The following is a 12,574-nucleotide window of genomic DNA, read 5'->3' on the forward strand; positions in this document are numbered from 1 at the left end:
ATGTGATGCGGCCCGGCACCGGGCCAGCCGCATGGTTATCCGTTACTGGCCCTGATTGGCCAGGGCCTCTACAGGCTCAATAGTATCCTGTCGCACCTTGGCACCGAACTGCTTGATCATCTGCTGGATCAACGGATCCTGCTCGATCGACACCACGGCGTCCTGCTGGCGCTCGGCACGCTTGCGCGAGGCGGCCTGGGCTGGCGTTTCCTGCTCAGGGCGTATCAGCTCGATACGCAGGTTCAGGGTGCGCCCCAGGTGCTGATTGAGCGCGTCGTTCAAGCGCCGCTGCTGGGTGGCGTTGAACAGTGCGCCCTGGCCTGGGTCCAGGTGCAACAGCCAGTCGTCGCCGTCGGCGGCAATCAGCGTACAGTTTGCGGCGATGTTGCCTGTCATACCGGAGACAGGCAACTGTGGGAATAATTCCAGCCATTGCAGGGCCAGGCCGGTAGCCGGCTGGGCGGCCGGCAGCGGTTCGGCAGCAGGTTTGGGCTGCTCTTCCTGGACGTGCTCGGCCAGTTCATCGAGGTAACTGAACCCGACGGGGTCGCTATCACCTACGTAGTAATCTTCGTCCGCTGGCGGTTCGTCGTCGCGGTCCATGCCCGCTGCCGCATAGGCCGACGGGTCGAACGGCGGCTCGTCGTAGGCCGGCTGCTCGCGCTGCGGCTCGGCCATGGCTGGCTGGGGCTCAGGTGTTGGCTCAGCCACAGGCACCGGCGAGGCGGCAACCGGCACGGGGGGCGCTACAGGCGCTTCCCAAGGCAGGTCGATGACGTCCTCGACAGGTGCGGGTGCTGGCGCAGCAGGTTCAACTGGCGCTGGCTGGGTAACGGCAGGCGTCGGCTCTACGGCCGGTGCTGCAGGGGGCGGCACCTCCACCGCTTGCGCGACAACCGGCGCCACGGGCGCTGCGGCTGGCTGATAGGCCACTCCCGCAGCTGCCACCGGTGTTGCAGGATCAGCTGTGGCTTGGCTGATCCCCACCGGCTTTAGCACCGGCTTCGGCGCGTCATCGGTGTCGGCCGGGCGGAACGCCAGCATGCGCAACAGGACCATCTCGAAGCCACCCCGCGGGTCCGGCGCCAAGGGCAGGTCGCGGCGGCCAATCAGGCCCATCTGGTAATAGAACTGCACGTCCTCGGCCGGCAATGCCGAGGCCAGCGCCAACACGCGGTCGCGGTCGCCCTGGCCGTTGTCCACCGCCTCCGGCAGAGCCTGGGCAATGGCGACACGGTGCAGCACGTTGAGCATTTCGGCCAGCACGCCACTCCAGTCCGGCCCTTGCTCGGCAAGGTTGCGCACAGCCTCCAGCAGCGCGCGGGCATCGCCTTCGAGCAGCGCCTGCAGCACGCCATAGACCTGGCCATGGTCGAGGCTACCGAGCATGGCCCGCACATCGGCCGCCAGCACCTTGCCTTCACCAAACGCGATGGCCTGGTCAGTCAAGCTCATGGCATCGCGCATCGAACCGTCGGCGGCGCGGCCCAGCAGCCATAGGGCATCTGGCTCGAACGGCACGTTTTCCGCGGTCAGCACATGGCTGAGGTGCTCGACTACCCGCTCCGGGCTCATGTTCTTCAGCGAGAACTGCAGGCAGCGCGACAGGATGGTCGCTGGCAGCTTCTGCGGGTCGGTGGTGGCGAGGATGAACTTGACGTAGGGCGGCGGCTCTTCCAGCGTCTTGAGCAAGGCGTTGAACGAGTGGGTCGAGAGCATGTGCACTTCGTCGATCAAATAGACCTTGAAGCGCCCACGGCTCGGGGCATATTGCACGTTATCCAACAGCTCGCGAGTGTCTTCGACCTTGGTGCGGCTGGCGGCGTCGATCTCGATCAGGTCGACGAAGCGGCCCTCGTCGATCTCCCGGCACACTGAACAGGTGCCGCAGGGCGTCGAGGTGATGCCGGTTTCGCAGTTCAGGCATTTGGCGATAATGCGGGCGATGGTAGTCTTGCCCACACCGCGGGTGCCGGTAAACAGGTAGGCATGGTGCAGGCGCTGGTTGTCCAAGGCATTGATCAAGGCCTTGAGCACATGGGCCTGGCCGACCATTTCGCGGAACGAGCGCGGACGCCATTTTCGTGCAAGAACCTGATAACTCATCGAAAAACCATCGTAGCCTGATCGAGCGGAAGATCGCTAATGCTAGCGGAGCGGGGCCGAAATTGCACCCTGCGCGACTGGTCTAAGCTATGAAACTGGCGCGCTATCCAGGGAGGATGTGCCTTGCGAAGACTGTTGCCCCTGCTATTGCTGTGGACCACCCACAGCCTGGCCGACCCACCCGTGCTGCGTTTTTCCGTCGCCGAGAGCTGGAGCATGCCGCTGATGCGTGTCGAAGGCGATCAACCGGTGGAAGGTTTGCTGTTCGACCTGATGCAGGCTATTGCCCGGGAAGTGGGTGTGCGACCGGAGTATCACGTACTGGCACGCCTGCGCCTGCAGGAAGCCATGGAAAGCGGCGATATCGACGTGCGCTGCTATGTCAGCACCCAGTGGTTTCAGGATCGGCCGGGCAATTTTGTCTGGAGCATCCCCGTGATCCACCAGCGCGACGTATTGGTTGGCGGCGCTGAAGCAAGCAACCCTACCCGCCCAGAGCAACTGGCGCCGCAAGCCATCGGCACTGTGCTGGGTTATGCCTACGGCACCCTGCAACCCTTGTTCGAGCAGGGCCGATTGCACCGCGAAGACAGCCGCAGCCAGCTGCTGGCCCTGCAGAAGCTGCACGCGGGGCGGTATCTGCATGCGGTGAGCAACGAGTTGTCGTTGCAGTGGTTCAACCAAGGCTTACCGGCGGGGCAACAGCTGCAAACGCTGGCAGTGCTGGAAGAGCAGGACTTGGGATGCATGGTGCGCACTGACCCGGAGGTACCGACGCAAGGGGTGCTCAGGGCACTGGTGCGCATGAAGCAGTCCGGGGAGATTGAGCGGATCAGCCAGCGGTATGGGGGTGCGGGGTATGCTGGGAATGCCGCGGCGCGGACGCCTTGAATAGCGCACACGTGTGGGAGCAGGCGTGTGCTGCGAAGAGGGTGTAGCTTCTGGGCAACCTATTCGCAGCACAAGGCCAGATAAAGCGAACTATCAGTTTTACAACTCGCTCATTTTACAAGCTGTCGCGGCTGCGATCCGTAATACACAAAATTGTCAAAGTCTGCATGGCGGTAGGTATCGTGCCGTTCATAATAGTTGTAAACCACCGAAAGTTTTTGCTCACTCACAGTCGGCTCACAATCATGTAACACTTTCCGCCCTTGCATGAGCAGCAATGCCCCTTTGCGCGCATGGATTCTGCCATGCTCTAGCCAAGGCTCCTTTTTACTAGGATGAGAACGCTCGACGCTGAAACGCAATGGCGCCTCTTGGTTCGTCGTCAAAAATAACAGGCACGTTATGCCATTGGTGTCGTAATGAAGCCCTAATGTGCCACCACCCGGAGGGTACGCTTTAATATTTACATCTGACGCGGGGTAAGGCGACACCACAGTGTCGGTGTGGGTGATGATGCTGATCAGCGGCACCAACGCAACAACGCCGAGTATGGTGAGTACGTCACCGGCCCAGAAGTCATCAACGAAGAATCCCGCAAGGCCATGCGCAACGCTCTGAAGCGCCTGGTATACGGCATTAAGCTCCGGCAGATGGCATCTGACATCAGCCCCCTTGAATATGTGATGCTTATATTGCCCACCAAAGTCCGAAACTGCGTCGGTGCCCAACCCTGAGTGCTGAACCAAGTCCACCCCACCCTCATCAATGACATGTTGTACCCGACTGGCCAAGCTGTCACACAACGCTTCCGGCAAAACACCTTCGACTACTGTCAGCAATTCATAGAAGTACTCTCGCCGGTGTTTATTAACATCGAACATTTCATCATCCTCTGACAAAGTGCATCCGTGCGTTGAACGTCCAGTTAGGTTAATGCGCTATTCCGTCAAGCCTCTGCCCCTCATGATCCGCTGCAGGTTGTGGGCGTTGACGAAGATCAAGATGCCCAGCAAGACGAAGCCAATCGCAATCGCTTTGGCAATGCTCATCTGCTCGCCAAAAAACAGGTAGGAAGCAACCAGCCCCGATATAGGCACGAGCAGCGAGAGCGGTGCGACCTGGGCAGCCGGGTATTTCTTCATCAAGTTGTTCCATACCAGGTAGCCTAGGATCGTTGTGATGTAGCTCTGGAACAGCACAGAGAACAAGGCTTCCCACGCTATACCACCGGCAAGCACTGCGAATGAGGCCCAGCCATTGGCTGCGACTGTCAAAACGAATATCGCCGGGACCGAAAAAAGGCTCGACCAGATAATGAACGCGACCATGTCGGCCGGGCGTTTGAGCTTGACCACCAGGTTGCACAGCGACCAGGCCAGGGCAGCGATAAGTACGAGTAGAACACCGGTAACCGTCGACGACTCACCGCCTAATGCCAAGATCATTATCAGACCGCAGGCGGCTGAGGCCATGCCGCACAGATGGATTCCACTGACTCGCTCGCCCAGAAGGAGGCTGCTGAGGAGGATAGTGAAAAAGGCACTGAACTGCAGAAACACCGAAGACATGCCGGGGGACAAGCCTTGGAACATTGCGAAGTTGACCACCCACCACAAGCCGGCGCCGAACATCACACCGTATAGGGCCAGCACCCCATATGAAATGCCTGCCGGGCGCTTGACGAAGAACACCAGAGGCATAGCGCAGAACACGAAACGCAACAGCGTCAGAAGGTAAGGATCCAGGCTTCTCAAGCCTAGTTCGATGACAGAGAAGTTACAGCCCCATAGGACTGTCACCAGAACACCGGCGACCAAATCCCGCTTGCTCATTTTCATGCCTGCTCTCCCTTGTTGCGGCATGCATTACTGTAATGACATTGATTGCGCCTGGATGCAGGAGGCGTCCTACCGACACGTGGGGCTGTTCTGAGAAATTTCGCCTGCATTAAACATCGCTGTTTAAAGCAGCCCGCTGACTGTGGGCAGACCCCGCTACTTCTGGCGTTCGACAGCCAATGTCACGGCATCAGCCTGGCCCCAGGCGATTTGCATGGCGCGCAGGCCATGCTCCAGTAGCTGTCGCGTTTCTTCGTCTTGGATGCGCTCAAGTGCTCGACGGCTATCGCTGTAGGCGAACATTAGGTAGTGGGAGACATTCATCAGCGCGAACTCTATTGGCACGACGCCTTCGCTGATGGCGCGGGAAAGGGATTTACCGGGGGGAAGGTCGAAGGTATGGGGTGGGTCGGGGACGATTTTTTTCATGCAAGCTCCATGTGACCTGAGCTGCACCCTTTTGCTTCCACGCATTAGGGTGACAACTGTACGCGGGGTGGAAGACCAGGCACATGGAAAACCCGGCAGGTACGAGTACCTCCCGCGCACAGCTGCCATAACAGACAACTGCTCCAAGTCATTCCCGGGCTTCCACACCCGATCGCTGAACCGACAGCGACCGCAAAAGCCTATTGGGTGGGGTTTCCAAGGACAATCAGACGGGAGTCGACGGGATGCGTAGGATATTTCTGCAAGCCTTACAAATGCAGCAGGAAACCGCCTAGATAGGTGTAGGAACCGTCCTGGTTTTAGAGCGCGCTGGGGCTGACGGGTGTCCGCCGGAAGCGCTATGGCGCCTTCGAGATCGAGCGCCGCCCGCGCGGCGCTTCGCAGCACAAGGCTGCTCCCACATCTGTTTCGGGCCAGTCACGCCTGTGCCAGCGCGCGCGACCGCCTTGTTTGTACGACACGATATTGAGGCGGGCGCCAAGGGGTCGCGCGCTAATACCCCAGGAATAATTGGCCCGAAACAAATGTGGGAGCAGCCTTGTGCTGCGAAGCGCCGCGCGGGCGGCGCTCGATCTCAACGAACACACAAGACCCACGCCATACGCCAGCCCTACCAATATCCAGGCCCCTACCCCTGGCAGCCTTCAATCAATCGCCACCAAAGCCGCACTCAAAAACATCCCAACCCCAAACACCGTATGGGTCACCAGACTCTTCAGGCAGTTACGCCCAGGTGTCGGCGTCCGCGAGGCAAAGAACCCCGCCCCCATCACCGGCTGCATGAAACACAGCGGCGCCACCACCGTCGCCACACCCCAAACCAGTGCAGGCCAAAGCGTCGGGGCACTTAGCCAGCCCTCCCCGACCATCCCCACCAGCATCACGGCAAACAGCACACCGATCACGTAGTGGATAACCCACCCCAAGGCCAGTTCGTTCGCAACCGGTTCGGCCTTGGCGATAGCGTCGTGGCGCACCCGTCCCTTCATCACATGGCCCGCCCAGCGCCCCACCATGGCGAAATTCAAGGTAGGGATACCCAAGCGCCGCAGCAACATCCCCCACAGGTCCATGATCACGGTGGCCCCAACCCCGATCAGCAAAGCGGCTTTTAGCATGGCAAGCGTCATCGATTCAGCCCTCTAAGATTGACGTTCAGCAACATGCCGCGCAGCATAGAAGTTGAAGTCAACTTCAAGTCAAGGCCTAGAATGGACATTGCCGATGTCGCCAAGCGCACAGGCGTACCCGCATCAACGCTGCGCTATTACGAAAAGAAAGGCTTGCTCAAGTCCCTCGCCGGCCGCGGCCAGCGGCGGCAGTTTGCTGCCGACGTGGCGGACCGGCTGGCACTGATTGCCCTAGGCCAGGCCGCAGGCTTTTCCCTGGATGAAGTGGGCGCGATGCTGGTGGACCTGCAGGTCGATCGGCAAATGCTGATAGCTAAAGCGGACGAAATCGATGCACGGGTCAAGCGCTTGCAAGCAATGAGCAAGGGGCTGCGGCATGCAGCGCAGTGCCCGGAGGACGATCACCTGGCCTGTCCGAAATTTCAGCGCTTGATGAAGCTTTCAGCCGCCGGGGTGTTGGGGGAAAAGCACCTACACCAGGGCGGGCCTGGAAAAACGCGAAGCCAGCCACCTCGCCGTACTTAGCCCTACAACCAAAAGCGCAACGCCTTCAATGCTCAACATCATCGCACTGATGCCTAGCTGCGTGATCAATTGACTGGCTACGAAGGGGAACCCGAACACACCGATGAAATACGACAGGCTGAACAGCAGCAGTGCTTGCGCGGTAAGGCCCGCTGGCGCCTCATTGGCAGCCAGCCCGTTGATTACCGAGTAGTTCAAGCCATAACCCACGCCCAACAGCATGGCCATCGCCAGATAGCGTTCGGCGCTGTGCACCCATTGATCAAAGCCCACTACGGCAGTGGCCATGATCAAGGTTAAAACCCACGAAGTCGCCAGCGGCGGTTGCTTCACAACCCAGCCGGCCAGCAAGAGCCTGCAGGCGATCGCAGCGCCCATGAAGCCAATGAAGAAGATCGAGTAATCAAGCCCGAGGCGGTCGGCATAGCTGGTCTGGAAACTGCCCATCGTGCCGAAAATCGCCCCACCCAGCCCTACCATCAAAATCGACAAGCCCGAACGCGAACGCATCACGTTGAGCGCGGACACCAAACCGATCTGCACCTTCTCAGCCGGTCGTTGCCCCAGCGAAGTCGAACCAAGCCAAGCAAAGTACAACCCCGCCAAACCTGCAGCACACGCCGCCACCCAAAAAGCGAGCTGGGTAGGCAGCGCCACGAAGGCCGCGAACTTACCCAGTAATGGCCCGGTACCTATGCCAGTCAACATGCTGCCGGAGAGCAATGCAAAACAGTGCGTGCGGCGTGATGGCTCGACCATTTGAGCAACCATGATCGGCCCTACCGTGTAGAAGAGCCCCCAACCAACCCCAAGCATCAAGCCACACGCCAACAACGCGCCGCCCAGGCCGGGCACCACGGCAAAACCCACTGACGCCACGACCAGGCAGAACGCCCCGACAGCGATAGCGCGAGCAGCGCCAACGCGCTGCAACAGATGCCCCGAGCCCACCACAGACAGCAGCGTACTGAGCATCGCGACTGCAAATACCCGCCCTGCATCGCTCGCAGTGCCGCCCAACGCCTGCACCAGCATAGAGAGCAGAAACGTCGTGCCATAGCTGATGGACAGTAGGAAGCAGGCGATGCAGAACACGGTAAAGTGCTGAAACCGTGGCGGGGGTACAGACGACTTCATGTAAGCAGTCCTTGCTGAAAGGTACTGCTTTCTATCACGGCACGGCACTGGCAAAGGCATGCATTTGCTGACGTTGAGATCGTCACTTCAGTACCTAAACGACCGCCACCCTTTGACGCCACTGATCGCGGCTCAACTCCCAGATCTCTTTGAGCACGGCGCCACAGACGAAATGCCCCGGCTCAGTCCCGACCAGGCGCATGCCTTCGTGCAGGGAAACACTGCGCGACCTGTCATTGCTCGCCGCCTTGGGCACCTGCATGACGCAACGCCCAAGCGTCTCGAACCAATAGTCGTTGATGACCACACAGGCTTCGCGGATGTAGCCGTTTTTTTGCCAGGCAGGGGTGAGCCAGAAGCCACGGTTGTTACCCGGCTGGTCATAGAGGCTGATGCTGCCGATGATCTGCGTTGGCGCGGTTTTCAGGCGGATCATCCAGTGCCATTCGCAGCCAGCGTTCATGGCAGGCAATGCGATGTCTCGCACGTAGACGAGTGCGCCGTCTTCGGGATAGGGCCATGGCACGCGGCTGTCCAGGTAGCGGACAATGTCCCAGTGCGGGAACAGCTGCTGAATAGCGGGTGCGTCGCCAAGCTGCAGCGGCGTGAGTATCAGGCGCGAGGTTTCGAGGGTAGGAAGGCTGTCCATGGCGCAGCGTCCGTTCTGGAGGCGGTATGGCCTTCTGGCATTCTCACAGAGCAGCGGTTGAAACGTCGAGACGTCATGCGCTTTCGCACATTGACTAAGAGGTATTTTTGAACGAGACATCCTTGAGAGCTCAAGGATTTAAAGAATGGAGGCAGCCCCACCAGCCACACCCCGGCACTCGATGTTCCCGCTATGGCTGCTCCCTTCCGGGCCTGACCAGGTTAACGGGTAATCAATGCGGGGGGACCGATGGGGCCACCACTGACGCAACTCGCTAAGCAGCGAGCCGCGCCATTGTACCGGTCTGAGGCGAAGTTACAACCTCTGCGGGGAGAAAAAGTCATCATTTCTCAATGACTTGCTTAAAGGTGGGTCAGATTGCGATGCCCTGCTCCGCCAGAAAGGCGATGAACGCGTCTTCGTCCAGCACCTTCACACCCAGCTCACTGGCCTTGGCCAGCTTGGAGCCCGCGCCAGGGCCGGCAACCACGCAGTGGGTCTTGCCGGAAACGGAACCGGCCACCTTGGCGCCGAGGCTTTCCAGTTTGTCTTTGGCAATGTCGCGGCTCATGCGCTCCAGGGTGCCGGTCAACACCCAGGTCTGCCCGGCCAAAGGCAGGCCTTCGGCGACTTTCTTCTCGCTGTTCCAGTGCATGCCGAACGCCAGCAACTGGGCTTCGATGTCCCGCGCCAGCTTCTGGTTCGCTTCGTCCTTGAAGAACTCGCGCACGGCCTCGGCCTGCTTGGCGGCCAGGGCCTGGCGCAGGTCGATACCGTCGGCGGCGATAATCTTTTCCAGGCTGTCGAGCTTGGCCACCAGCTTCTCAGCGCCGGTCGGGCCGACCGAGGCGATGTCGAGCTTGGCAATCATGCCGGCCAGGGTGGTGCTGGCGGCGAACTCGGCGGCCAAGTCGCCTTCGTCCTGCAACTGCATGCCGCAGGCGAGCAGTTGCTCGATGACTTTGCGGTTGTGCTCGTCTTCGAAGAAGTTGTGGATTTCATATGCCACTTCAAGCCCGATGTCTGGCAGGTAGGTCAGCACCTGTGGCAGCGCCTGCTGCACCCGCGCCAAGCTGCCCAGCGAGCGAGCCAGGACCTTGGCGGTTTCCTCACCCACATCCGGAATGCCCAGGGCGTAGATGAAGCGCGCCAGGCTCGGGCGCTTGCTGGCTTCGATGGCATCCAGCAGCTTCTTGCTGGAAACTTCGGCAAACCCTTCCAGCCCGACGATCTGGTCGAACTGAAGCTTGTACAGGTCTGCTGGCGAGCCGATCAGCCCTTCATCCACCAACTGCTCGACGCTCTTTTCGCCCAGGCCGTCGATATCCATCGCGCGGCGCGAAACGTAGTGGATGATCGCCTGTTTGAGTTGGGCGCCACAGGCCAGGCGACCGACGCACCGGTACACCGCGCCTTCACTGGTGGTTTCCTTGCCTTTGCTGCGTTTGACCAGCTGCGTGCGCTCGACCTGCGAGCCACACACCGGGCATGCGCTCGGCACTTCAACCGGGCGGGCATCTTCGGGGCGGCGCTCGAGCACCACTTGCATGACTTGCGGGATCACGTCGCCAGCACGGCGGATGATCACCGTGTCGCCAATGCGCAGGCCCAGGCGGGCGATTTCGTCCATGTTGTGCAGGGTGGCGTTGGACACGGTCACGCCGGCCACTTTGACCGGCTTCAGGCGTGCCACAGGCGTCACCGCCCCGGTACGCCCCACCTGGAATTCCACATCCAGCACCTCGGTCAGCTCTTCCATGGCCGGGAACTTGTGGGCAATCGCCCAACGCGGCTCGCGCGCGCGGAAGCCCAGTTCACGCTGAGACGCCAGGCTGTTGACCTTGAACACCACGCCGTCGATCTCATACGGCAGGCTGTTACGGCGCTCGCCGATGTCGCGGTAATACGCCAGGCACTCTTCGATGCCGGCGGCATGCCGTAGCTCACGGCTGATCGGCAGGCCCCAGGCCTTGAGCTGCTCAAGGATGCCAATGTGGCTGTCGCCGATGCTTGCGGACACCTGGCCTACGCCATAGCAGCAGAACTCCAGGGGGCGGCTGGCGGTGATTTTCGAATCCAATTGGCGCAGGCTGCCGGCGGCGGCGTTGCGCGGGTTGGCGAAGGTTTTGCCACCCGCTTCTGCCTGGGCGGCATTGAGCCGATCAAAACCGGCCTTGCTCATGTACACCTCGCCACGCACCTCCAGCACCGCGGGCCAACCTTCGCCCTGCAGCTTAAGCGGGATGTTGCGCACGGTGCGCACGTTGGCACTGATGTCTTCGCCGGTGGTGCCATCGCCACGGGTGGCGCCTTGCACCAATTGGCCGTCGCGGTACAGCAGGCTTACCGCCAGGCCATCGAGTTTGGGTTCGCAGCTGTAGTCGACCGCACCCGGCTGATCGAGGCCATCTACCACACGGCGGCCGAATTCACGCAGGTCAGCTTCTTCGAAGGCGTTACCCAGGCTGAGCATGGGCACTTCGTGGCGCACCTGGCTGAATGCAGCCAGGGCCTGGCCGCCGACGCGCTGGGTTGGCGAGTCAGGCGTTACCAAGTGCGGATGTTCGGCTTCCAGCGCCTTGAGCTCATTGAACAGGCGGTCGTATTCAGCATCGGGCACGCTGGGCTCATCGAGCACGTAGTAGCGGTAGTTATGCTGGTCGAGCTCGGCGCGCAGGTCGTGGATTCGGGATTCGGCGGTCATTCGTTTGTCTTCTCTTGCAAAGCAAAAGAGCAGCCTGGGGGACGTTGCCTGGGGCCCTGGATCCTTTATCCCTGGTCTGGCCCCTTCGCGGGTAAACCCGCTCCCACAGGTACGCCACTGGGTTCAAAAACAGTGGGGTACCTGTGGGAGCGGGTTTACCCGCGAAGGAGCCAGATCAGACAACCTAGGAGCCCGAACCGGCCAGCACGCCCCGCAGGCTGCTCTTTCGTCTGGATCTATCAGCGCTTCTGGGTCAGCGCGCGGCGCTCGAACTCGACGATGCGCTGGCGGTAGTGCTCGATGGTCTGGGCGGTCAGCACGCTGCGCTGGTCGTCCTTGAGTTCGCCATTGAGCTCATGGGCCAATTTGCGCGCCGCCGCGACCATCACGTCGAAGGCCTGCTTAGGGTGACGCGGGCCTGGCAGCCCCAGGAAGAAGCTCACCGCACGGGTGCTGAAGTGGTCGATGTCGTCCAGGTCGAAAATACCGGGCTTCACGGCGTTGGCCATGGAGAACAGCACTTCGCCGTGGCCGGCCATGCTCTCGTGGCGGTGGAAGATGTCCATCTCGCCAAAACGCAGGCCGCTCTCGAGAATGTTCTGCAGCAGTGCCGGGCCCTTGAAACCACCCTCGTCACGGGAGATGACGCTGATCACCAGCACCTCTTCAGCGGGAGGCAGTTCCTTGACCGAGTTGTTGCTGGACGACGCACCGCTGTTGCGGTTGTTGTCGGCGGCAAAATCATCATCGGCATCGGCGAACAGATCAGGCTCGCGCGCCTCTGCGACCAGGTTCAGGTCACCTTGCGGCACTTCTGCGGCGCGCTTGCCACGCTTGCTGGCCTTGACTGGCTTGGGCTCGCGTTCGCGATCGCGCGACGACGCACTGAGCGAGGGCAGGTCGCTCTCGTCCAGTTCTGGTTCCTTGTGGTTATCCAATACCCGCGATGGGCCGAGCACTTCGGCGCCGCCCTCTTCGTCGGGGACATTGGAATAACTGCGGTCCAGACGGAATTTCAACTTGCCTTTCCCGCCGCGCATGCGGCGCCAGCCGTCGAAAAGAATACCGGCAATGACAATGATGCCGATGAGGATCAGCCACTCGCGCAGACCGATTTCCATGTAATCCCGTGCCTCTATAAAAA

At 60.8% G+C, this 12,574-nt stretch carries 10 protein-coding genes, 1 other RNA gene and 1 pseudogene; 3 read left to right on the forward strand and 9 right to left on the reverse strand.

Annotated elements, in window-relative coordinates; genetic code table 11:
- Window positions 1-42 precede the first annotated feature (42 nt).
- The gene (gene dnaX, locus D886_RS0105525) at window positions 43-2,106 is read right to left on the reverse strand and encodes a DNA polymerase III subunit gamma/tau (protein WP_027592935.1); all 2,064 of its coding nucleotides are present in this window, start codon (window positions 2,104-2,106) and stop codon (window positions 43-45) included.
- A gap of 123 nt (window positions 2,107-2,229) precedes the next feature.
- Between dnaX and D886_RS0105530 the strand changes: the two genes are divergently transcribed.
- Entirely contained in the window at window positions 2,230-2,997 is a 768-nt protein-coding gene (locus tag D886_RS0105530; RefSeq protein ID WP_027592936.1) for an ABC transporter substrate-binding protein, read from the forward strand.
- Between the two features lie 536 nt (window positions 2,998-3,533).
- Window positions 3,534-3,632: pseudogene (locus D886_RS28535) on the forward strand (hypothetical protein); the annotation flags it as partial.
- A gap of 303 nt (window positions 3,633-3,935) precedes the next feature.
- Here the strand turns inward: D886_RS28535 and D886_RS0105540 are convergent.
- The 3 genes from D886_RS0105540 to D886_RS0105550 form a co-directional block, all read right to left on the reverse strand.
- Window positions 3,936-4,835, reverse strand: coding sequence for an EamA family transporter (locus tag D886_RS0105540; protein ID WP_202883857.1), 900 nt, complete (start codon window positions 4,833-4,835; stop codon window positions 3,936-3,938).
- A gap of 156 nt (window positions 4,836-4,991) precedes the next feature.
- The gene (locus D886_RS0105545) at window positions 4,992-5,264 is read right to left on the reverse strand and encodes a hypothetical protein (RefSeq protein ID WP_027592939.1); all 273 of its coding nucleotides are present in this window, start codon (window positions 5,262-5,264) and stop codon (window positions 4,992-4,994) included.
- A 665-nt stretch (window positions 5,265-5,929) separates the two neighbouring features.
- A complete protein-coding gene (locus D886_RS0105550; RefSeq protein WP_371097202.1) occupies window positions 5,930-6,403 on the reverse strand; it encodes a DUF2938 domain-containing protein in 474 nt (157 codons plus the stop codon).
- Window positions 6,404-6,496: 93 nt separating this feature from the next.
- On the opposite strand from D886_RS0105550, the gene D886_RS0105555 reads away from it, so the two are divergent.
- Window positions 6,497-6,940 (forward strand): helix-turn-helix domain-containing protein, encoded by a 444-nt coding sequence (locus tag D886_RS0105555; RefSeq protein ID WP_027592941.1) that lies wholly within the window; start codon window positions 6,497-6,499, stop codon window positions 6,938-6,940.
- Here the strand turns inward: D886_RS0105555 and D886_RS0105560 are convergent.
- The 5 genes from D886_RS0105560 to zipA form a co-directional block, all read right to left on the reverse strand.
- Window positions 6,887-8,077, reverse strand: coding sequence for an MFS transporter (locus tag D886_RS0105560; protein WP_027592942.1), 1,191 nt, complete (start codon window positions 8,075-8,077; stop codon window positions 6,887-6,889). The two genes, D886_RS0105555 and D886_RS0105560, sit on opposite strands and share 54 nt — an antisense overlap.
- Before the next feature lie 94 nt (window positions 8,078-8,171).
- Window positions 8,172-8,726 carry a GNAT family N-acetyltransferase gene (locus tag D886_RS0105565; protein ID WP_027592943.1) on the reverse strand — a complete coding sequence of 185 codons (555 nt, stop codon included), beginning with the start codon at window positions 8,724-8,726 and terminating at the stop codon, window positions 8,172-8,174.
- A 155-nt stretch (window positions 8,727-8,881) separates the two neighbouring features.
- Window positions 8,882-8,978, reverse strand: an RNA gene (ffs, locus tag D886_RS27665) — signal recognition particle sRNA small type.
- Window positions 8,979-9,099: 121 nt separating this feature from the next.
- On the reverse strand, window positions 9,100-11,430 hold the full coding sequence (gene ligA, locus D886_RS0105570) for an NAD-dependent DNA ligase LigA (RefSeq protein WP_027592944.1): 2,331 nt from the start codon (window positions 11,428-11,430) through the stop codon (window positions 9,100-9,102).
- Between the two features lie 239 nt (window positions 11,431-11,669).
- On the reverse strand, window positions 11,670-12,551 hold the full coding sequence (gene zipA, locus D886_RS0105575; RefSeq protein WP_027592945.1) for a cell division protein ZipA: 882 nt from the start codon (window positions 12,549-12,551) through the stop codon (window positions 11,670-11,672).
- Between the last annotated feature and the right edge of the window lie 23 nt (window positions 12,552-12,574).

The organism is Pseudomonas sp. LAIL14HWK12:I7 (assembly GCF_000483465.1).
In the GTDB taxonomy this organism is placed as follows: Bacteria; Pseudomonadota; Gammaproteobacteria; order Pseudomonadales; family Pseudomonadaceae; genus Aquipseudomonas; species Aquipseudomonas kermanshahensis.